Below are 21,411 nucleotides of genomic sequence, written 5' to 3'. Positions count from 1 at the left end.
TAGTTATTTTGAAAGTGAAAAAATGATGTTCGGCATCTTAGCTTTAAGAGCATCGGAAATAGCCGGGATTCTGTTTGCGTAAACAGTTCCTCTCAGTACAATATCAACAGAAGTCGCTGAATCAATTACAACATCTTCGTACAGTAACCCTTTCGGATTTGTTTGGTCTGGCTTTGCAAGTCTTGTAGCTTCATCGAAAGAAAATGCAGTACCTGCCAATAATTTATCTCCAACAGTTAACCCTGTTGTATCTAATGCGAAACCACCTAAAGCGGTTTCTAAAACGTGAGCGAAAATTGTCTTATCTCCCGCAACAACCGTCTTCTTTAAACCTAGTTTGCTCATTTTGTTTGTTTTGTTTTTTAAGCTAACCTTTCAATATCCTTTAAAACCTCAGTTTTCTGAGTATTGCCTCCGGTTCCGATTGGAGGATTCCCCCCTTTAGCTCCGTCGATTGCAAAAGCCTGTTTGAAATCTTCGTATTCAGTTTCCATAGCTTTTACCGTTTCTTCTTCAGAATAGTTTTCGCCATAGTCCACAGTGTTAAGGAATTTGTTGTAATATTTCTCTGGAATGCTTTTGGCGGCCAGAGCTTTTACAAGATTTCCTTTTTTATCGTCAGTGGCTGTTTTGGAAACTAGCGCCTGTACGGATTGTGTCAGTGCCTTAACCTGTTCGGCTAAACTTTGATCTGGGTTCCCTGGATTGGGTGCTGGATTTGGGTTCGGCGCCGGTGCTGGCGTTGGCGTTGGCTCAGGTTTTGGAGGTTGTGGCTTTTGTCTCGCTTTGTCTAAGCTTGACTGAATTGATTTTAATAATCCCCCTACTCCGTCGACTACTCCGTCTATAGTTTCGTCAGTTGGTTTACCGGTTAAAATAAAATCTGCCTGCGACCCTAAAATCTCATCACTTAACCCCAAATTCGCGTATTTGGTTTTAAGTTTTTCAATGATAGTTTCTTTTGTCATAATTAAAAGGTTATATTTTTATTAATTACTACAAAAGTCGCCTGTAATGTGTTAATTTTCAATAGATTTTTGTTGAAATACACAATGGTTTTTGTAATTTTACTATAATAACCACTATATATTAGTTATGACGGAAGAATTAGGAAGAATGAGAACGGCTGATATGAATTTAAACCAGCTTTTAGTCGCTGTCAACAGGATTTCAATGGCACAAAAACTTACGCTGCGACTTCATGAGTTTTGCGAGATTACAGGAAAGGATAAATCAAAGGTTTATGCGCTTTTAAGATCACGTTATTACCCCGAGGAATTGATAATCGGCGGCTACGAAAGTCGAAAAACTGGAAAAACATTATTATTTGACACAGAAAAAGTATTGGAATGGATGAGAAGGTAAAACAAAGTATTAATAAAGCAATTGCTTTAACTCCGGTAATGAATAATTTTCGGGGCTTCTTAAGTTTAGTTAGAAAAGCTGAACAATTAAAAGCTGAAGAAAAAAACCTTACTGAATTAGTCGGTAAAGAAAAGGCGGAAGATGTAATCGATAAAATCAAGTTTGAAGCATACCAGCAACATCGAGATAATGGGCAATATATTCTCGAAAGATTGAAAAGTGGCGAAATTGAATATGTAAAGCATTCTGACTGGAAGATCGATGAAACGCCATATCATAAGGTTGAATGTATGAATAAAAACTATTTTAATAGACCGATATATAAAATTTATTAATTATAAATATGAGCAACAAGACTATTAATGAAATCAAACAAGAAATTGAGGTTTTAAAGAAAAGCCTAAAAAGCAAAATCGATGAATTTGTAAAAGCAAATCCAGAGCTAGAATTAAATATTGAAATTGAAAAGGAACCACGGTTTTCAATACGATCTGAGAATGAAAAAGTGGATTATTATAATCCTAAAATTGAAGTAATTTTGAAATAATTGAAGCAAACCGACAAAAAATAATTTGCGTCGTATGTTTGTAAAAATTAAATCTTATGAGATATAGTGATTTTAGAATAGGCAACTTAGTATTACATGCGACAACCGTTACAAAAGTTGTTGCCATTCACGAAGACGGAATTGTAGTAAAACATTCAGAAAAATATCCAAGTGCAAAATTGACGATTCAGGGTATTAGGGAGATTGCAGTGGATGAGAGTTGGTTTTTAAAATTCGGGTTTGCTAAAGTAAGGGATTATCCTTGCTTTCGCATTGATGGAATTCAGATTGAATACGATGGATCTTCATCCGAATGGAAGGCTGATTTATTCTCGGGCAGGACATCTATAAAATTCGTTCACCAGCTTCAAAATTTGTTTTTCGCACTTACCGGAAAAGAATTAACAATTAATAAGTAATGGATGGAAAAGAAAATCTATATGATTGTAGTCGGAGAATACGAAGATAGAGATATTGAAGCCGTTTTCGATAATGAAGATGATCTTCAAGAATATTTAAACAATTTCGAGTCTCCTTGGACTGACAAAATACACGTAGAAGTTAAATATTTAAATCCAAAACTAGGAGGCAAAACAGAACCTGATTACAATGTTGAACGTTATCCTGTTTTTACAAAGAAAAATAATTAACTTTGAATGGAAATTAATATTAACTAAAAACTTTAACCATGGAAATTAAAATCGGTGACATTGTACACCTAAACTCTGATCTTAAAAGAACAATACTAATGACTGTAAACAGTAATGGCGCCAGCAGTTCTTATTTATCGTGCGTTTGGTTCGGCGGATATGAACTAAAGACCGCTACCTTTAATAAAGCCGCCCTAACCAAAATTGATAAATAAAAAAGCCCCAAATTTGGGGCTTTTTATTGACTTAAATATTTTATTCCTTCTACTATTGCAGTTTTTACAATCTCTATTATAACTTCTTTTTTGCCTTCAACCCAGATTTCCTTCATAAACTTAGATCCTAATTTTGCAATTTGAGCATAAATTTTAGAAACATTCTCGGCAATCCATTTCTGAGAACGCGTAGCTAGATTTTCTCGTACATATTCAATCTCAAGTATAATTGAATCAATAACAACTCTATTACTGTCATCTGACATTTCAATTAATCTTGTTTCTACGCGATTTAAAAGATAATCTAGCTTAATAATTTGTTCAACCTCAAAAGGAATATCATCTAAAGATTCGTCCTTCAGATTGAAGTATGAATAAAATTCAGCCTGAAAAGCGTTTAATATTGGATCGTCAAAAATAGATTTCACATTATTATATTCTTCAATTCTGCTAATCCAATTATTAAAAACTTCCATTAAATATCCTTCTCTTACTATTTGGGAATTCGCACTAATCTCCCTGTCACTTTTTGGAGAGTACTGAACCCTAAAGGCACTTTCTCCATTAGAATAATCATATGAAACTACTTGAAACATGAAATTTGATTTCGGATCAGCATCCTTAACCGTTAACAGTATATTGTCATTTTTTTCGATCAAAACCCTATTATCTTTTAAAGTTGCAATAGGCTCTAAACAATGTAATACATAAAGCGGTACGTCTTTTTTATTCATAATAATATTTTATTTTATTTTATATTACTTATTAGATAGATATTTCCTAAACTCACTTCTCCCTTGTACTTCCGGCGTTGTCTCTACTACTTCCCGCCAATACTCTTGGTTCTTAGCTTCATAATCTGCTATCCCAGATTTCACTAGCGGCTCCCGAAGCGTAAGAAGTGTATTCGATACGTTATCGGAAAGCATTTTATGCTGCTGAACTTTAGCCAGAAGCTTTACATGAAATTCGCAAAGTTCTTCATATTGCCTTTTAGTGTAAGAATACGAATGAAAGTGATAGCATATGAAAGGAAGTTCTTCATGTATTTCACCGGTTAAGTTGCAATGCTCAACTAATTCAAGCAATTGATCCGGCAATGGCGCGAAATTGCAGAACCTGGTTAAATGGTCATATAGTTTTTGTTCTTGATGGGAGATCATAAGAGCAAATATAAGAATTACTTAATGTATTTCCGATTATCAACCATAAAAGATGGCTGAGATTTCCACGCTTCCATTTTCTCCTTATTTTGGTCCATGTAGTTTTTGAATTGTTCAGGAACATCAGCAATATAATTCTGGGAACTTTCCGGCGGCAGATTGATACCTTTGTTGATTTCATCAATGATTTCTTTGTCGGTTTTGCGAACCGTGAACCGCTGGCACATGCAGCCTATATGCCAGCCTTTCCAAACAAACGTTTTAGGGTAAAAACCTTTAAGATCATCGCAAATATCCACGATCTTATGTGCATTGCTCAACTGTATTTGATAACCGACAATATCATTGTTCTGCATAATTCGCATCTGATCGGCTTCCCGGTATGCCTGATTGTTTTCTTCTTTGGTCAGACGTACAGCATTGGCCATACTGCTTCGATATACACCTTGCCCCGGCTTATAGGCTTTTGCATTTTTACTCAAAGTAAGATTTCCGTGCTTATCACGAACTCGACGATACAAACGGTCCGGCTCTCTAAGGTGCTTCTTTACCTCTCTTGCTAAAGATTGTGCGCTTTTGCCTTCCGACAAGCCAAGATCAAGCGCAAATTCAAGTTCTTTCTTTGTATTTTGGGTAATAGACCACACACGATCAGATATGGTGAATTTACTGATCTTTCGTTCCTGAAACGCTTTTAATGCTTCGAGATTCCGGGGCTGTGGTGCTTCGGCAAGCTTCTTATACACTTCTGACGGGATCTGCTTTGCTATACTTTTCAGAGTATTGAGCTTTAGAAAGTCGTTTTTCTGATTTGCCAGGGTCCAACTGTCTCCGGTGGAAACTGTAAGCAATTCCCTAAGATCTTTGTTGAACTGCAGCAAAGTAGCTTCGATATATTTTGTAATCTTCGGATATTTCCGGAACTGGAAAAACCCCTCTTTCAATTCAAGGGGCGCAGATTTGAATACAATACCTTCTATCAGTTCATCGAATAGTTTTTCGACACGGCGAAGGTACTGCTGAACTCTTTTTTTATGCTGATTGTCGTAGTCCATTGAAGAATTTTTCTATTTGGTCAAAAAACCATCCGGTCATGTACGCCTGAGCTTCGTCGTTTTCAATATCTAATTTCTGGCCCCGGTCTTTAAACAATTCATTGACTAAATGCACACATTCATGAGCAATTACACTGTTTTTCGGACGATCTTTGAAGCATACTATATACTTCGAATATCCTGCGTACTCATCTTTGAAAACAAATGCATCATCGCTTTGATCTGCTGGCCTGTTCCACTGTAAACGGTGCTGATAAATAGCATTTACATTTTTCCATTCTTCCGTATCGAGAATTATTATGAAATCACCAAAATAGATGGGTATTTTTATGATTTTCTTCTTCATGATACTTTCACGCTTTTAACTACCTTTTCAATTGCCTCACTCAATTCCTTTAAGGCTTTACACAGCGGCCTTGTATTGATTCTAAGAATAACTCTGAGTGGTTTCACAAAGTTTTTTCTTCGTATTTGAGCTTTTTTCTTCTGGATTCTTTTTGCATTACTCATAGCCCGAATGTATTTGAATTCTCAGTTTCCGTTGCATAATCATTTTCCTCACGAATCTTTTTGATTTCCTCTTCTGGATCATCGATTCCAATATTTCGCATTGCTGTTGAAACACTCATGATCTGCTGGCCTCCTGTTGCATCGGTGTAAGTACTGATCTTCTCCTTCATATCGTTAATCATATACGGATTGTAGACAATATCAACTTCCAATTCTTCCAGTTTCTTCGCGTCTTTAGTGCTTAATACATTCGCCAGAAACGCTTTAATGATATTAATCCTGCGGGCGAGGTAATCATCCCAGATTTCACGCTTCATTTCGACTTTCAGGTGAATATCCATGAAATAGTACTGCGCAGCCACTCCGGAGATAGCTCCCATAGATTTGAGTTTATCGAAGGAAATGTCTGGGGTTTGGGTAAGTTTGAAGATAATATTCCAAAGGTTTTCAAATTCCAGCTTATACGAGTCGGTGTTATTGTTCCATGTCATGTAATCCATTTCCGCGTCTTTCTCCATCTCGAAGATAGCTCCCTTCTCTCCTTTTTTTGCAAATCCTGTGATTTCCCCTTTTGTTTTGATTTTCGGAGCCACATGGTAGTCGTTAATTTCAGCATGTCCTGAGGCTAGTTCTTCGAGACGTTCGATCAGCGGCTGTACAATATCCCATTCCGTTTTTTTCTGGGAGCCATAAACAACCGGTATTTTACCGATAACATTACGTTCCCGTCCTTCTTCGATCCAAACAGTTTCTTTTTTCAGGATAATCTTTTCCTCAGTGGTGTAAATTTCCCGATATTCCACATCTTTGTCGTTTTCGTCCTTTACGAGAATTTCCCGGATAAATGCAGTCATATCTCCATTTTCAAATATTGGATAGAAAACATCTCCTTCCGTTGGTTTTAGCAGTTTATATCTGAGCCTATCAGCTTCCGGCGTTAAATACCATACTTCAGCGGTTTTTGTAGCTCCATAAATCTCCCTTGCAGCATTACGATTTAATGAAATGCTTTTGTTTTGATCCAAAACCGACTGTACCAAAGACCATGCATTTGCATCTGTAGGTACATATGAAACCGGCTTTCCGAATCCGAAAGCAACTATCTTATCAACAATCATCTGCTGAATAGCGAAACCGATCCGGTTAATCGGTATCGATGTTGTACCCTCATCAGTCTCCACTAGTTTATTCGGGTATTTCGTTGTATTGGTGAAAATCTCATGCGTTTCCACATTATATTGCAGAACGGCACTTGTAAGATAGTCTGAGTTTGGCCGTAGCTTATCCAGCTTTTTTACTATTTCCTCTGCATCTAATCCTTTAAAATCCATATATAGTTTTTTTATTATCCTACCATTCTGCCGAGCTTTTTAAGGTCTGTTTTCTTTTTGACTACAATCGGATAGAAAGTATTTGCGAGTGCATCAAACAAGTCAATAGACCGGCCCAGACGTTTTTTTATATCTTCTTTTGATTCAATCTGTATTTTTCCATCACTTCGGAAAAACCATTTTATCTCGGTAGCTTCTTCTTTGAATAAATCATTCGGTGGTAGCATTGCGTTTTGTCCGTTTTTTGGATTCAACCAATCTCGAACACACCAGAACAAGTAAGCCCTCATATTTAAAAATTCATACTGCTCTGTAACGTCCTTCAAAGGTTTATCGTTAAGTGATGCTTTTTCAGAATATTTACAGCTGATTACGTTTTCGATCTTTAGTTCTTCTAATCTCGAAAATACGCCGGCGCCTTCTCCGATCGTATCAATGGAAGCGTATGCATTTGGGTTTGATTTTAGTATTGATGCTAATTTCCCGGAAACCTTCATATGATCTGCAACACCAGCCGAATTTGAAACATCAATTTTATCTACGAAATTACCATAACGAAAAACATCAACACTATTGTCGCGACCCATCCCTGCAATATCAGAACCCACCACCAAACGTCCGGATCTTCCAGCCTCTTTATGCTTGTATTCTAACCATCTTTTGTTAGCCTCCTCGATCCATTGCTCAGGGATAAGGGAATCCTCTGAAACCTTTGGGAATTTTCCCAAGACTTTAATCCTGAAAATATCTGTTGGGCGATACCAAACTCCATCATGTTCAAAGTCATCTTCTTCAGCGCTTACCTCATCTTTACTGATTATTGTACACCAGTTATCAAGTTTATCCTGAATCCAGTTATGATCTACCTGTCCCGGTATAATTTCTTTTTTAGCAATAACATTCGGCGCATCAAGGCTGTTTAATCGATATTTTGACCAGCGTTCCCCCTTTTGGCTCTTTGCGGCATATCCAATTGTTGTATTAGGGTTAAAAACGAGAAGAATCCGGGAATTACCCTGAAGGTTGCCTTCAATCGCCCCGAAAGTATCATCGGAAATACCCGAAGCCTCGGTAATAGCAAACATAGTATTTACAGCATGGAATCCGGACCATGCTTCATGGTTATGTTCATCAGCCTTGAAACCTGTTAAAAACCACTCATCATAATCGGTTCTAATATCATATGCATTTAATCTCCCAGGTAATCCACCAATAAGCTTTTTAGCCTTATTGAATAATCGGGATATTTCCGGCATCATAATATTTTTAACCTGTCTGTCTGTTGGTGCCGTTAATGCAACTTTAGTATTTGCAATTAGATCACCTTTATCGTTCCATCGAGGTGTCAAATACATGAAACAAATAGCAGAAACAGCTGTAACAAAGTCTTTTCCCCTTGCTGTTCCAGAAGCAACCGAGGTTCGGGGATTATATTGAACAGATTCAAGTATTTTCTGTTGTTCTTTGTCAAGGCTTACACCTAAAGCTTCAGCGGCAAACTTATTCCAGTCGCCGCGCCATAGATCCACCTGCTGAATCCCTTTAATTTCTATTTCCTTTTCACTCAGACTCACTTCTTCCTGATTTCATTAAGAACGCTCCAAATGTCAATGTTTCTCCATTACTTGTTAAATCCTGTTTATCGGAAATACCCTGAATTCTGGCCGTAAGATTCGCATTGAAAGCTCCGACCATAGCGCCTTCGATCTGCTGATTATTAATTTTTTCCCTCACCCACGTTGTGACTGTCACGAACTCCGCTCGTTCTTCATATTTTTTCCAGCCGTTCAATGAAAGAGAAAGGTAGTGACAAAGGGCTATTAACGTGTATGGTCTTTGTGTTGGAATTTGTAAAGGAGTTCCAGCAAACTCACCACCTTTAACCACATCGTTCTTTATCCATGGGTTTTTATCAGCCCATTCAAAATAACCTTTACAAAAAGACTCCAACTCTTCAGGAGTAGAATATTTTAGCGGAGCACCACCGTTATTTCCGACTGAGATCTTATTCCCCTCCGCAAACTTTCCGTCCGGCATTCTTCCTTCGTTATCTTCAATCTTCTTTGCCATTAGTTTATATTTTCGCTATTACTTTTGTCTTACTCGATTCCAGAGATGCAAGTTTTATCTCCGGGGTTTTGTAAAGGATGGCATCGGTGGCCGTCCAGTTGGTTTTTATTTCTTCGAGGGTCACTTCAATTTTTATTAAAAAAGTTCAACAAATTCTCTTTTGCTTCATCAATTCCAACGCCCTCAAAGTCATGAACAATTTTATTATTAGCATCGACAACCGAACCTGAATAGAATGTTCCGAAAACACTAAGTGTCATTTCGTAAAGTGCCATTGTGAATCCATGCTTTTCAATTATATTCTTTAATTTGTTTTTATTGCTCATCGTCTTTTATTTTTAGGTTTAAAAAATCGGCTCAAAGGCTGAAATCTTATTCGCAAATTCAACCGCCTCTTTTGGAGTTTCTACATTAAGCCATACAGTACATGATCCGGTGAATATTCCATATCCCGTATTTATTCCGGATGTTCCAAAAAATAGCGTTGGAATTGTGTCGCCTTCCAGATCATTTTCTTCGATAACCTCTTTAGAGATTAAGCTTTTTTGGTAAAATGTTAGAGGATCAGTTTCTGGATCTACTTCTGAAAATCCTTCAGCGATAAATTCAGCGTGATACTTGTCTTTAAATTCTTGTCGGTTCATTATTTTTTTCTGTTTTTAGGTTTCACGTATTTAGGTTTCAAATTCTTTTTACCGTTGGGGAGGATGCCGTATTTTTTCATGATTTATAAATCTGTTGCTAATTCGACCAGATGCGTATAATTCATTACAGCATTACCATATTCCTCATACATTCCAGAACGAACATCTAACCGTTCCATTATATTCAAGCAATGGATTAGAGCCTCTAAAAGATGTGGAGCCATCGAAAAGGCTTTAGCATTTGCCATATCAGTTACGTTTATTCCTTTGGTTGTAATGAAGCGACCAATTTCCCTTTTTGCACTATGTTCACCACAAGAACATGAATCTGTCACTTCAAAAATGTATTGAGAATCGTTTTGACCTCCAATTCTACTAACTGCAATTGGTTCAGTAGTACCTTTAAATTCAATCTTTATCATGAGTATTTTATTTTGATGAATTTGTTATTATGTCACACTTCAATTTAAACAAGGCAGATTTTAAACAATCTTCATATTTTAGAAAAGGAAAAGCCTCCTTTGACCCAGTATAAGTTTCAAAAGGAATCCATTTTGGTTTTCTTAAAAACCTTTTATGTTGTATCTCTGAAATATATTCATTTCCAACTTTACGAATCCTTATCATATCCTTTATTTTTTAAGCCACTCTTTTAAATTAAAAACCCCGCTACCTGAGCAGCGGGACACCAAAAAAATAGTTATATGAATGTTTCCAACTGCATTAAATCAAACCCGTCGAATTCGACACCTTTAAAAAATTAAAAGAACAGACAGGATTCGATACCTGTATGCCTTAAGTATAATCAGGCAATAATTTTCTAAGCATTTATACATACGTTCGAAGTAATATTGCGTCTATCTTCCGCCACTGTTCTTTTGTGCCATTAGGGGAGTCGAACCCCTTTTGCCGAGTTATTATCCCGATGTCTTACCCCTTAGACGAAATGGCGTGTGCTGTCTTTCCAGCTGTCAACCTTAGTCCTAATAAGGATTTTTAAGCACTCCAATGTGAACTTTTATTTTGCTGATACTCCCCGAATCGAACGGTGATTCTCTACCTTACTCCTTCATTGCCTATCCACGGCGGTAGCGCATTACCTATATGCTAGCATCACGTTTAATTTACTATATAATAACGACCATCATAGCTCATTTTATTCCTTATTTCAACATCATATTCAATTTCTATCTCTTTAATATCTCTTTGAAGAGTTCTAATTGAATAATCGGTTATTTCGCATCTTTGGAATTCATTCGATCGCAGAAGATGTTGTTTTATTTGCTCAAACCTACAAGGCCCAGATTTAATTCTCTCATATATTAACCTGTACCTTTCTTTAAAATCCTTCCTCATAATACAATCTTTAAAAAAACCAGACACCCCACTTCATCGTCCATCACTCAGCCCCCATCTTCCACAGCATGTGTGCCTGGTTAAAATCAATACATCATTCCTTCATTAAACCGCAATGCCCTTTTTCATTTCCCTTATCTTTTCGCGGTAATATTCTATCTTCATCTTTATTTCCGGAATTGAAAGCTTCGTTTCTTTATGCGGCCCTTCCAGCCACTCCACAATTTCCACTCCGTATTTTTTTATCAAACCCTTTCGGTATTCGATTAAGTTTCCGCCCCAATACCCATTGCATTTTCTACACTGCAGGTTTACATTCTTTTCTTCAAACCTTAATTCCGGATGCGCTCCGATACTTCTGTAATGGCCCGCGTCGGTCGGGTTTGGGTTTTGGCAGCTTATACACTTGCTACCTTTTTGAGACAAGCGGATATATTCATTGAAAACAACTTGGAGGTCTTTCAACCATCCAGACTGCGTTTTCATCTTCTCCTTTATGATCTTCTTCTCTTTCTGCCATTCCCGGGCGTTTTTCTTCTGAATATTTGACTTACCTAAAGAAATTGCGCAGGTCGGACCGCATACCTTCTGAGTCGTCCTAAATGGAATAAAATCTTCTCTACATACTGCGCATTTCTTCGGCTTTATCTCCTTCATTTCCAACCGCTTTATAGTAAAGTTACGGGTCCTACCGTTCATTTTCAAATTTTATCAAATATTTTTTCAAAAACTTTAACCTACTCGTTTCCAGTAACTTTATATCTCAAAATTAGCAATAGCATTTGTAATAATCAATATATCTAACAAATATTTTAGAGAAATAAAACAAAAAAGTTAGATTACGGAAACCCGTAAGAATTTAAGTATTTGTATTGTTAAATTTACCTTATGAAACTATTAAAAGATTTTATTAATGAGTGTCTATTTTTCGCAGTCAGGATGTGCAAACCAGAGTGATTGGAGGCGTAATGTGGTTATGCCTGGGATTGTTGATTTATACCTTATTTGGATTTGTGAAATAGAAAAAGGGACTATTTGAAGTCCCTTGCTTTTTCCTTAAGTGTCCTAAAATTCACTAAATGCAGTATTTGCGCATAAATCTGCGTTGTTATCGGAGTAGAGTGCCCAAATAGTTTTTGTATTGCTTCAAGGCTAACTCCATCCTCTAAACTGTCATTTGCTTTTTTATGCTTGTTTGAATAAAGCTTTTTAGGAATTCCTAATTCTCCTATAACTTTCAGTCTCCATACATGGCCTGCGGTGTTAATCCCTAAGATTATTGGACTGGGAGAAAAGTCCTCTTTAGAAAAGTTGGCCCGGGCTTTTTTCCTACCAAAAACATAATAATCCGGATTCGATAAATCAAGCTTCAGTAAATCTTTTTTAAGGTCTTCCGGAATAGGGATTATTCTTCGACGATCTGTTTTAATTAGTTCTTCTGGTAATATCAACAAATCATCATCGCCTCCATTTAACCTTACCATTGAGCATTTCAGGAAACGAACCTCAGCGGGTCTTAATCCGGTATGATATAGTGTTTTTAGAAAAATGTTATAATTAGGAAGGAAATCACTAAAGTATTTTATAACCTTCGTTTGTTCCTCTGGTGTAAGCGGCACATACGGCGTTATTTTTTCAGACTTTAAAGTGGGTACTTTCGCGACAATATTTTCATCAATTAAGTGTTTAGCCAAAAGTGATGAAAATAAAGACTGCAGAGTTATTCGCCTGCGATTATACTCTTTATTGGTCCAGATTCTTCTTTTTTTAATGGAAAGTAAAAGATCCTCAACATGGTGAGGTTTTAGGTTTTTCAATGGTTCGTTCTGCCATTTTTTTTCTTTGACTTCAGTATTCAAAAACCGAACCAGACATCTGTAATTTGCAAAGGTCCGGCTTTTAACTTTATCCCTGTGCAACTCTAAAGCCTTATCAAAACATTGCCCAATGGTTAGCTGTTCTACAACCAATTCAGGCAATGTTGATTTTATTTTAGGCCTCCAATCGGAATTAAGTTTTCCCTGTACGGCTTTTGCTAAATCTTCAGCGGCAGACCGCCGGTCTTGAAAGTCGGGATAAATATTAACTCCCTTGTAAAATTTTTTGACTACTTTCTGTTCATCGTTATCATAAAGATAAACGTAAAAGTCTCCATCTTGCCTTTTAGGCGTGTAAATTTTTACCTCTAGTTTTCCCATATTTTTCTTCAAAAAAATAATTGCTTGCAGGCATTGAGAACCAGAATAATTTACTGTTTTTTACTATGATGTTATTTTAGCTATTGTAATATGCTGATATAAAGTTAATTAAAATTATCGATAAATCTTTGATAAGTTACACATTAATATAAATGATTAGTGATGAGTAATAAGCAATTACAAATCAACTAAAGTACCAACAGCTTCTCCGTCTACAATTCTTTCAAGATTTCCGTCTTTGTTCATATCAAAAACGATAATCGGCAATTTATTTTCGTGACTTAAAGTAAAAGCAGTCATATCCATAACTTTAAGATTTTTGGCATAAACTTCGTCGAAAGATAATGAATTATATTTTACGGCGTTTACATTTTTTTCAGGATCACTGTCATAAATTCCGTCTACCCTTGTTCCCTTTAAAATGACATCAGCTCCGATTTCGATTGCTCTTAATGTTGCCGCTGTATCGGTTGTGAAATAAGGATTTCCTGTTCCTGCCCCGAAAATCACCACTCTTCCCTTTTCAAGATGTCTTACGGCTCTTCTTTTGATGAAAGGTTCCGCTACTTTGTCCATTTCGATGGCAGACTGTAATCTTGTTTTAATGCCGGCATCTTCCAAAGCTCCCTGTAGTGCCATTCCGTTGATTACCGTTGCAAGCATTCCCATATAGTCGCCCTGTACTCTGTCCATTCCTTTTGCAGCTCCTGCCACACCACGGAAAATATTTCCTCCTCCAATCACAATGGCAATTTCGCAACCTTTGTCCACTACTTTTTTGATCTCGGCCGCGTATTCCTGAAGTCTTTCGTTGTCAATACCATATTGTCTGTTTCCCATTAAGGCCTCACCACTAAGTTTCAGAAGGATTCTTTTATATTTCATCTTTATTATTAAATAAATTTTATCTGTTGGTTTGTCAGAAATTTGACTTTGCAAATATAATCATTAATAAGGTTGATTTTTAATTCTGGATTAAATTTTTAAATCTTGTTTAAATGGCTATTTTGAAAGATATTCCCAACACAGCTTTAAGGTTTCAAAAACCTTCAGGATTTAACGATAAAACCATAATTTTTAAAAAACTTAAAATTTACCGGTAAATAATGTGAGAAATATTTTGAAAAGTACGAAAAAGGATTATTTTTGCATTACTAATAAACTGAATTGAAGAAAATTGTCATTTTTTCATTATTTCTGTCAGGGATTGTTTCTTATGCACAAACAGGAACAAACGTTTACCCGTTTTTGAATATTCCGGTTTCTGCGAGACAGGCTGCTCTTGGCGGCGATGCAATTTCTGTAAGAGATCATGATGTTTCCTTTGCCATTGCAAATCCCTCATTGCTCAATAAAGATTCCGATAACCAGCTTTCCGTGAATGCTGCATCATATCTTGCCGATTCCAAATACGGAACAATAGCCTATGCCAAAGATTTTGACAACGGTCATATGGCTACCATTAATGCAAGGTATATGAGCTATGGTGACATTCCGAGAACCGATGAAAGTGGTTTCGAAAACGGCACATTCAAGGCTTCCGATGTTGCCATTGGTGCTGGATATGCCTATCAGTTTGAAGAAGACTGGACGATAGGCGGAGGATTAAATTTTATCACTTCTAAGATTGATAACTACACCTCTTCTGCCATATCAGGAAACGCAGGAATTACGTATCATAATAAAAAGAACAAAGAAACGGCCTCTCTGGTATTCAGAAATTTTGGATATCAGTTTAAATCATTCAACGGAACCAGGGAAAATCTTCCTTTTCGCGTAGATTTGGGATACACCCGGATTTTAAAAGCTATTCCGCTGGCGATTACCATTACGGCACACGATCTTCAGGAATTCGATATTTCTTCACAATACAATGTAAACGGTCAGGAAGTAAATGTGGGAAGGAAAATTGCCGATCATTTCTCTATTGGTGCAGAACTGTTCCCTGAAAAAGGATTCAACATCAGGCTGGGATATAATGTAAAACGCGGAAATGAACTGGCAGTGGCCGATCAGAGAAATTTCTCCGGGCTTTCAGCCGGATTTGGAATTAAATTATCAAGATTCCGAATCGATTATGCCCATGTAAGATATCATAATTCAACCAATGTTAATCAGATTGGTGTTTCGGTAGATCTTGTAAGCCATGCCGGAGAATAAGTAAAGTAAAATCATTTACATATATCCCTGAATTTATTCGGGGATTTTTAATTTAAATATTTGATGTAAAGCCGGTTCTAATATTTTTATATAACTTGATGCATATCATCATCAATAAAATCCTCAAACTTTACTTGGTTTTTAATAAAAAATCTGGAAATTTGTGCCATGAAAAAACCTGTTATAGCAATCGATGGGTACTCGTCTACCGGAAAAAGTTCAATATCTAAAATTATTGCCCAAAAACTTGGGATTATTCATTTGGATACGGGTGCACTCTACAGAGGCGTTACCTGGTTTGCCCTTCAGAACTGTTTGAGCGACGACGGATCAATTAATCTTCAAAGTCTGTTTTCCTCTTTCGATGAAATAGAGCTTGAATTTAAAAATGATAATGGCGAGCTGGTTCTTTTCTTAAATCATATTGATATTTCAAAAGCGATCCGTACCAATGAAGTGTCAGAAAATGTAAGTTTTGTCGCAAAACAGAAGGAAGTAAGGGATTTTCTTCTGCAGTCCCAGCGTTCTTTGGCAGAAAAAGGCGGAATCATTATGGACGGGCGTGACATCGGGACAGTAGTTCTGCCAAATGCGGACTATAAGTTTTTCCTGACGGCGAGTATTGATGAAAGAACAAAAAGACGCTATCAGGAACTGATAAGCCTGGGAATCGAAGCCAATGAACAACAGGTAAAAGAAAACCTTATTATACGCGATAAGATTGACAGTGAGCGGGAAATAGCCCCTCTTAAGCAGGCAGATGATGCTATCGTAATAGACAATACCACCATTTCGAAAGAAGAAACGATAGAAAGTATTCTTTCATACATCAAAAACATTTAACACTTTTTAATAGATGTTTGGCTCCTTTGGTATATTAATTGTACAAATATTAAGCAAGTAAAACTAGTATTATTAACTATTAAAAAAAACGAAAATGTCTAAGAAAAACAATACAGCGGGTATTTTGGCAGGGCTTCTTGCAGGTGCTGCGGCGGGTGTAATTTTAGGAATGCTTTATGCTCCGGAAGAAGGTAAGGAAACCAGAAAAAAAATTAAAGAAAAAGCTAATGATATTAAAGATCAGGCTAAAAACAAATACGGAGAGGTTTCTGAAAAGGTAAAAGACCAGTACAGCAGTATTTCTTCTACTTTCAAAGAAACAGCAAGTAACGTAGCTCATACTATGAAAGACGGATACGATAAATACAAGGATCAGATTGTTTCAAAAACTGCAGACGTAGTAAAAAATGTAGAATCTGAATTAAACGATCTAAAACAATAAAATAATTTATTTTTTAGGTAAATTATGAGAAGGAACTTTATAAACAAAAGTTCCTTTTTTTGTAACTTTAAAGAAAAACAATGATTGAAACTATTAAAGAATACGCATCGAAAAGAATTGACCTCCTGAAAATTGAAGCCACAGAAAAATCTTCACTTTCAGCCGGAGTTGTTACCTATCTTGTTTTAATGTTGGTAGCCTTTGGTTTTTTCATTATCCTGTTCAACTTTGGGATTGCTTTTCTCATAGGAAAAGCTGTGGGCGGTACATCTTATGGATTTCTGATTGTAGCAGCATTTTATTTTCTTATCATGATGATTTTAATGGTATTAAAAAAGAAAATCGTAAATTATGTGGCAGATCAGGTTATTAAATTTTTAAATCATTAAACTATGGGCAGAAAGTATGAGAGCTTAGAAGAATTAAGAAGAAAGAAAAAACTGTTGAAACAGGAAATCGAAGGATTGGAAGATCTTCTTACATTCAAGAATACGAAAGAAAGTTTAAGTGCATTCACCAATGGTTTGACAGATCAGTATCTCGAAGAAAAAGTAGATGAAGACGGCGACGAAAAAGTAGTGCTGAAAAAAGACGTAATCGCCAAACAGATCACTTCCGAAATAAAAGGAGCATTAATCAATAAAAATACAGCAATGGGAATTGCGGGATCTGCTTTTAAAGGGGATGCTGCAGATATGCTGATTAAACTCGGCGTTACTGCCATTGTAGGAAACTATGCCAGAAAAAGCCTTAAGAGTTCAAACTGGAAAAGGAAAGTTGCCGGAGTAGCATTAATCTATCTTGCTCCGATTGCATTGAGATTCATCAGAAAAAAATTGGAAAACTACCAGAAAAACCAAAGTGTTTCAAGTATGGAACAACTTATTTGAGTTGGAGTGTGGGGGCGTTTGAGTGTTTTAAGTTATTTCTAACTCATCAACTCTCCCACTCTCAAACCCTATTGCCCTTTTTCACTGAAAAGCTGTCCTAAAATAATTCCGGCTGCCATAGACACATTCAGGCTTTCTGTGGATTGTGATTGCCCAAATCTGGGGATCATTACACTTTTTTCTAAAAGTCTTTCGGTTTCAGGACGCATTCCATTTCCTTCATTTCCGAGAATCAGATTCATTTTTTCCGGTTTGCTAAATGAATAGATATTCTCCCCTTCCATATCCGTACCGATATTGATATTCTTAGTCCCGGAAAGATATTCTACTAAGTCGGTGTAAATAATATTTACCCTTGTAAAAGATCCCATACTGGCCATAATCACTTTAGGATTGTAAAAATCAACAGTGTCTTTACTGCAGATAATCTGCTCAATACCAAACCAGTCGGCAAGGCGTATAATTGTACCCATATTCCCCGGATCCTGAATACCATCAAGTATAAGCTGAAGATTTCCATCATTCAGTTTTTTCTCTTCACTAAGGTAGCAAACAGCAACAGAATCTTTGGGATTTTGCAGGAAGCTTATTTTTTTAAGCTCATTATCAGAAATATGGGTTATCGGAGCTTCCGCTCGGTCCAATTTTTGCGGATCGGTAGAAAATATTTCTTTAATTTTAAAGTTAGAATTGAAAAGTTCAGTGATGGTTTTATTACCTTCAACCAAAAACAAATTGTATTTTTGTCTGAACTTCTTTTTATCTAAAGATTGTAAAACTTTTATTGTATGAGCTGTAAGCATTATAAGAATTCTCCTCAAAAGTATTATAAAATTATATCATTTGCAACATTTGTAGGTCTCCTTTATGCTTGTAGCACCACAAAAAAGGTTCCGGACGGAGAATATCTGCTGGTACAAAATAATTTTGAATTTGAAGATAAAAAAACTCCATTTGACGGTGAACTGAAAGGATACGTACAGCAAAAACCCAATAAAAGGCAGTTTCTTTTTATGCCGCTCAGTTTGTGGCTCTACAATGCCGCCAACCCGAAATATGATACCCTTCTGAATGAGTATATGACATATCCCAATGAATTGAGAAATCAGAAATTAAGAGATTCTCTTTTCATTAAATACAATATGAAAAGCAGTGTCGGGAAAAGCCTGTTTTTCGACAGGTTATATCACAACTGGGGTTCGGCACCTGTAATTCTTGATCAGACTAAAACGGAAAAAAGTGCAGAATCAATAGAGAAAAGACTTACCTATCGCGGATACTGGGATGCAGAAGTGAAATTTAAACATGATCTTGATTCAGCAGCAAAAAAAGCAGCGGTAACTTATTTTATTACTCATAAAGATCCTACTTATATCAAAGAATATTATTATAATATCACAGATCCGGCCGTAAAGAATATTTATCAGCAGAAGATCAGGGGAAGTCTGATCAGACAGGGACAGATATTGGATCAGACAGTTCTTGAAAAGGAAGTGACGAGGATCAATGACCTGATGAGGGATTACGGATATTACAGATTTAATAACCTTGGTGACGAGATTTATTTCGTAGCCGATTCTCTGAAAAGCAGAAAACAGGTACCTTTAACCCTTGAAATTCATAAAGATTCTCTGGACAGCCCTTATAAAGTCTCTACAATAGGGAATATTGATGTTGCCATTGTAGATGAAGTAAGTGATTATCCTAAAAATACAAAAAAAGACAGTTTAAGAGGAATACGTTTTCATAAAGTTAATAATCAATATGATTCAAGAGCAATATGGAGAGCAATTACAATCGGAAATAAACAGGTCTACGACCAGAAAAAATTTGATCTTACCAGAAGGAATCTTTTGGCGATGAATAACTTCAGTATACTCAGATCAAGGGATTCTTTAAGACACGGAGGCGGTGCTGCACCGAATGACAGTATCATCGATGTAATGTATGTTCTTAAACCGCTCCCGAAATACGAACTCAAGCTCGGTACGGATGTCAACTATTCCCAGTTGCTGAATCTGGGGGTTTCTCCTTCCGTAGATCTTACGACAAGAAACGTTTTTGGCGGAGCAGAAAACCTTTCCACCAGTCTGTCGGGAACTTTCGGATCGATAAGAAGTACCAAAGATATCAACAGCAGGGTTCTGGCTTATGAAATTTCCGCGCAGGCCTCTCTGAACTTTCCAAGATTACTGCTGCCATTCGATTACTATAAATTGCTTCCGAAAAGGTACAGCCCTACTTCATCCATCGTGTTGGGAGCTTCAGTCCAGAATAATATCGGTCTAGGAAGGGTAAACTTTAATACGGGTTTAAATTATCTCGCCACCGTAAACGATAAGGTATCTCACAGACTTACAATTTTCAATACTCAGCTGAGTTTAACCAAGAATAAAGATGCTTATTATGATTATTTTGTGAATGATGATGAAATAAGAAGGGAAATATTCAGTGATTACTTTGCATTCAACCCTTCCTTGGCGCAGGAATTCACCGCAGGACAACGCACGATAGACGAAGTTTCGAGATTAATTACACTAGATACACAATATGTGGGAACACTCGACCAGCAGGGAGCCGACAGGTTTGTAGCCTTTGTAGGAACACTGATCAATAAAGACCGCCAGACACAGGATGTCTTAATTTCTTCGTTTATCTACAATTTCGTGTATAATGAAATCGGGAAAAAAGATTATCCGAACTCATTCTATTTCAACGGGAAAGTAGAGCTTGCAGGAAATATCTTCAGCATTTTTAATCAGAAAAGAAATGACGGCGGAGTAATTACCAGCCCGGAACGAACTATTTTCGGCGTTCCGTATGCACAATTCGTAAAATTTGATTTTGATATAAGAAAATATTTTAAATTTAATAATAATACTCTTGTATTGCGGCAGTTTGTAGGTCTTGGGATTCCTTACGGAAACTCTTCCAGTATGCCGGTGATCAGGTCCTATTTTAACGGAGGAGCCAATGATATCAGGGCGTGGGTTCCTTTTGGCGGACTTGGTCCTTCAGATTCACAAATTGACGAACGCGTACGTACTTATATTACGGAAAATCTGAAACTTACTACCAATATTGAATTCAGGGTTCCATTTAACGAAACCTACGAAGGAGCACTTTTCACCGACATCGGTAATATCTGGTCTTTAAAAAACTCTAATGAAGCTGCTGCGGATGAATTTAAGCTTAATAAATTCCTTAAACAGGTCGGTGTTGGAAGTGGTTTCGGGTTAAGGGCAAATATTGCTTATATCACTTTAAGACTTGACCTCGCATATAAAATGTATGATCCTAATAAACCTGAAGGCGACCGATGGAGAATAAAGTACTTCCAGCCGTTTAAACCAACATTGAATATTGCATTCGGATATCCGTTCTAATCCGGAGAAATTCCTAATGCAAAATAAACAACAGCAACCGTTCTGGCCAAAATCTCCCGGAACTGGTTTCTGTAGTAACTTTCGGGTTTGGTAACATCGCGCGCATCAAATCCCAGGGCGTTCATATTGTTGTTTCTCGCAAAAAGAAGTGCCCGGAGATTGTGGAAACCCTGCGACACGATAATTACATTATCTTTTTTATATACATCTTTACAGCGTAGAATACTGCGGTAAGTATTAAATCCTTTCGGGTCTTCGATAATGATCTCTTCAGGAACTCCTTCCTGGTAGATCAGGTAATTTTTCATGGCTGCAGGCTCATCGTATCCTTTGCTTTTTTCACCACTCACCAATATTTTTTTGATTTTTCCATGGTGATAAAGCAATGCCGCCGCGTCCATTCGTTTGGTAAAATACGGATTGGATTGCCCGGATCGCATTTTTGGTGAAGTTCCCAGCACCAGGGCGACTTCTCTCGGCGGAATTTTAGAGATCTTGTTGTATGTCCGCCCGTCAGTGAGGGCAAAAACCCAGGCATTAGCAAGGCATATCAGCAGAATCATGATTTCCACTGATATTAACATGA

Annotated in this window: 29 protein-coding genes; 11 read left to right on the top strand and 18 right to left on the bottom strand. The window is 36.9% G+C overall.

What is annotated here, in order from left to right:
* Window positions 1–3: 3 nt before the first annotated feature.
* Together U9K52_RS09685 and U9K52_RS09680 are read right to left on the bottom strand one after the other, a co-directional pair.
* A complete protein-coding gene (locus tag U9K52_RS09685; RefSeq protein ID WP_322926154.1) occupies window positions 4–345 on the bottom strand; it encodes a hypothetical protein in 342 nt (113 codons plus the stop codon).
* Window positions 346–362: 17 nt separating this feature from the next.
* On the bottom strand, window positions 363–968 hold the full coding sequence (locus U9K52_RS09680; RefSeq protein ID WP_322926153.1) for a hypothetical protein: 606 nt from the start codon (window positions 966–968) through the stop codon (window positions 363–365).
* 127 nt (window positions 969–1,095) lie between these two features.
* Here U9K52_RS09680 and U9K52_RS09675 point away from each other — a divergent pair, with 127 nt between their 5' ends.
* Genes U9K52_RS09675 through U9K52_RS09655 form a run of 5 tightly spaced genes read left to right on the top strand, consistent with a single transcriptional unit; the run spans window position 1,096 to window position 2,562 of the window.
* The gene (locus U9K52_RS09675; protein ID WP_322926152.1) at window positions 1,096–1,365 is read left to right on the top strand and encodes a hypothetical protein; all 270 of its coding nucleotides are present in this window, start codon (window positions 1,096–1,098) and stop codon (window positions 1,363–1,365) included.
* Window positions 1,350–1,700: a hypothetical protein gene (locus tag U9K52_RS09670; protein ID WP_322926151.1), complete on the top strand. Its 351-nt coding sequence runs from the start codon at window positions 1,350–1,352 to the stop codon at window positions 1,698–1,700. Before U9K52_RS09675 ends, U9K52_RS09670 begins: the two co-directional genes overlap by 16 nt.
* Window positions 1,701–1,708: 8 nt before the next feature.
* On the top strand, window positions 1,709–1,912 hold the full coding sequence (locus U9K52_RS09665) for a hypothetical protein (protein ID WP_322926150.1): 204 nt from the start codon (window positions 1,709–1,711) through the stop codon (window positions 1,910–1,912).
* Window positions 1,913–1,968: 56 nt separating this feature from the next.
* The gene (locus U9K52_RS09660) at window positions 1,969–2,331 is read left to right on the top strand and encodes a hypothetical protein (RefSeq protein ID WP_322926149.1); all 363 of its coding nucleotides are present in this window, start codon (window positions 1,969–1,971) and stop codon (window positions 2,329–2,331) included.
* A 3-nt stretch (window positions 2,332–2,334) separates the two neighbouring features.
* Window positions 2,335–2,562 (top strand): hypothetical protein, encoded by a 228-nt coding sequence (locus U9K52_RS09655; RefSeq protein WP_322926148.1) that lies wholly within the window; start codon window positions 2,335–2,337, stop codon window positions 2,560–2,562.
* Between the two features lie 238 nt (window positions 2,563–2,800).
* Here U9K52_RS09655 and U9K52_RS09650 read toward each other — a convergent pair whose 3' ends face one another.
* The 14 genes from U9K52_RS09650 to pyrH all read right to left on the bottom strand — a co-directional run bounded on the left by U9K52_RS09650 (window position 2,801) and on the right by pyrH (window position 13,989).
* Window positions 2,801–3,511, bottom strand: a complete 711-nt coding sequence (locus U9K52_RS09650) for a hypothetical protein (protein ID WP_322926147.1) — start codon at window positions 3,509–3,511, stop codon at window positions 2,801–2,803.
* Window positions 3,512–3,535: 24 nt separating this feature from the next.
* The gene (locus tag U9K52_RS09645; protein ID WP_322926146.1) at window positions 3,536–3,940 is read right to left on the bottom strand and encodes a hypothetical protein; all 405 of its coding nucleotides are present in this window, start codon (window positions 3,938–3,940) and stop codon (window positions 3,536–3,538) included.
* Window positions 3,941–3,957: 17 nt separating this feature from the next.
* Window positions 3,958–4,995: a hypothetical protein gene (locus tag U9K52_RS09640; protein ID WP_322926145.1), complete on the bottom strand. Its 1,038-nt coding sequence runs from the start codon at window positions 4,993–4,995 to the stop codon at window positions 3,958–3,960.
* Window positions 4,973–5,341, bottom strand: a complete 369-nt coding sequence (locus tag U9K52_RS09635) for a hypothetical protein (RefSeq protein ID WP_322926144.1) — start codon at window positions 5,339–5,341, stop codon at window positions 4,973–4,975. Before U9K52_RS09635 ends, U9K52_RS09640 begins: the two co-directional genes overlap by 23 nt.
* Window positions 5,342–5,501: 160 nt before the next feature.
* Window positions 5,502–6,836, bottom strand: coding sequence for a phage portal protein (locus U9K52_RS09630; RefSeq protein WP_322926143.1), 1,335 nt, complete (start codon window positions 6,834–6,836; stop codon window positions 5,502–5,504).
* Window positions 6,837–6,850: 14 nt separating this feature from the next.
* On the bottom strand, window positions 6,851–8,410 hold the full coding sequence (locus tag U9K52_RS09625; RefSeq protein WP_322926142.1) for a hypothetical protein: 1,560 nt from the start codon (window positions 8,408–8,410) through the stop codon (window positions 6,851–6,853).
* Window positions 8,397–8,906 (bottom strand): terminase small subunit, encoded by a 510-nt coding sequence (locus tag U9K52_RS09620; RefSeq protein WP_322926141.1) that lies wholly within the window; start codon window positions 8,904–8,906, stop codon window positions 8,397–8,399. The genes U9K52_RS09625 and U9K52_RS09620 overlap by 14 nt, the downstream gene beginning before the upstream one ends.
* Window positions 8,907–9,031: 125 nt before the next feature.
* Window positions 9,032–9,232 (bottom strand): hypothetical protein, encoded by a 201-nt coding sequence (locus U9K52_RS09615; protein WP_322926140.1) that lies wholly within the window; start codon window positions 9,230–9,232, stop codon window positions 9,032–9,034.
* 18 nt (window positions 9,233–9,250) lie between these two features.
* Window positions 9,251–9,550, bottom strand: a complete 300-nt coding sequence (locus tag U9K52_RS09610) for a hypothetical protein (protein WP_322926139.1) — start codon at window positions 9,548–9,550, stop codon at window positions 9,251–9,253.
* Window positions 9,551–9,633: 83 nt separating this feature from the next.
* Window positions 9,634–9,972 (bottom strand): hypothetical protein, encoded by a 339-nt coding sequence (locus U9K52_RS09605; protein ID WP_322926138.1) that lies wholly within the window; start codon window positions 9,970–9,972, stop codon window positions 9,634–9,636.
* A gap of 697 nt (window positions 9,973–10,669) precedes the next feature.
* A complete protein-coding gene (locus tag U9K52_RS09600) occupies window positions 10,670–10,906 on the bottom strand; it encodes a hypothetical protein (protein WP_322926137.1) in 237 nt (78 codons plus the stop codon).
* A gap of 105 nt (window positions 10,907–11,011) precedes the next feature.
* A complete protein-coding gene (locus U9K52_RS09595; protein ID WP_322926136.1) occupies window positions 11,012–11,563 on the bottom strand; it encodes a recombination protein NinG in 552 nt (183 codons plus the stop codon).
* 374 nt (window positions 11,564–11,937) lie between these two features.
* The gene (locus U9K52_RS09590; protein WP_322926135.1) at window positions 11,938–13,104 is read right to left on the bottom strand and encodes a hypothetical protein; all 1,167 of its coding nucleotides are present in this window, start codon (window positions 13,102–13,104) and stop codon (window positions 11,938–11,940) included.
* A 177-nt stretch (window positions 13,105–13,281) separates the two neighbouring features.
* A complete protein-coding gene (pyrH, locus tag U9K52_RS09585; RefSeq protein WP_248393451.1) occupies window positions 13,282–13,989 on the bottom strand; it encodes a UMP kinase in 708 nt (235 codons plus the stop codon).
* Between the two features lie 282 nt (window positions 13,990–14,271).
* Between pyrH and porQ the strand changes: the two genes are divergently transcribed.
* The 5 genes from porQ (at window position 14,272) to U9K52_RS09560 (ending at window position 17,439) form a co-directional block, all read left to right on the top strand.
* Complete coding sequence (porQ, locus tag U9K52_RS09580; RefSeq protein WP_263603117.1) at window positions 14,272–15,264, top strand: type IX secretion system protein PorQ; 993 nt, start codon at window positions 14,272–14,274, stop codon at window positions 15,262–15,264.
* Window positions 15,265–15,432: 168 nt separating this feature from the next.
* Complete coding sequence (gene cmk, locus U9K52_RS09575) at window positions 15,433–16,107, top strand: (d)CMP kinase (protein WP_322926134.1); 675 nt, start codon at window positions 15,433–15,435, stop codon at window positions 16,105–16,107.
* Between the two features lie 94 nt (window positions 16,108–16,201).
* Window positions 16,202–16,549, top strand: a complete 348-nt coding sequence (locus U9K52_RS09570) for a YtxH domain-containing protein (RefSeq protein WP_248393448.1) — start codon at window positions 16,202–16,204, stop codon at window positions 16,547–16,549.
* An 80-nt stretch (window positions 16,550–16,629) separates the two neighbouring features.
* Window positions 16,630–16,938 (top strand): phage holin family protein, encoded by a 309-nt coding sequence (locus U9K52_RS09565; protein WP_248393447.1) that lies wholly within the window; start codon window positions 16,630–16,632, stop codon window positions 16,936–16,938.
* A 3-nt stretch (window positions 16,939–16,941) separates the two neighbouring features.
* Window positions 16,942–17,439, top strand: coding sequence for a phosphoribosyl-ATP pyrophosphatase (locus tag U9K52_RS09560; protein WP_248393446.1), 498 nt, complete (start codon window positions 16,942–16,944; stop codon window positions 17,437–17,439).
* 68 nt (window positions 17,440–17,507) lie between these two features.
* Here U9K52_RS09560 and U9K52_RS09555 read toward each other — a convergent pair whose 3' ends face one another.
* Entirely contained in the window at window positions 17,508–18,242 is a 735-nt protein-coding gene (locus U9K52_RS09555; protein WP_322926133.1) for an RNA methyltransferase, read from the bottom strand.
* Here U9K52_RS09555 and U9K52_RS09550 point away from each other — a divergent pair.
* A complete protein-coding gene (locus U9K52_RS09550; RefSeq protein WP_248393444.1) occupies window positions 18,228–20,825 on the top strand; it encodes a BamA/TamA family outer membrane protein in 2,598 nt (865 codons plus the stop codon). The two genes, U9K52_RS09555 and U9K52_RS09550, sit on opposite strands and share 15 nt — an antisense overlap.
* Here the strand turns inward: U9K52_RS09550 and U9K52_RS09545 are convergent.
* Window positions 20,822–21,409, bottom strand: a complete 588-nt coding sequence (locus tag U9K52_RS09545; protein WP_322926132.1) for an ElyC/SanA/YdcF family protein — start codon at window positions 21,407–21,409, stop codon at window positions 20,822–20,824. The two genes, U9K52_RS09550 and U9K52_RS09545, sit on opposite strands and share 4 nt — an antisense overlap.
* Between the last annotated feature and the right edge of the window lie 2 nt (window positions 21,410–21,411).

The organism is Chryseobacterium sp. MHB01 (genome assembly GCF_034651565.1).
Classification (GTDB): Bacteria; Bacteroidota; Bacteroidia; order Flavobacteriales; family Weeksellaceae; genus Chryseobacterium; species Chryseobacterium nepalense.
Note: the sequence above shows the minus strand (reverse complement) of the source record. Positions and strands in the feature narration are given on the sequence as shown.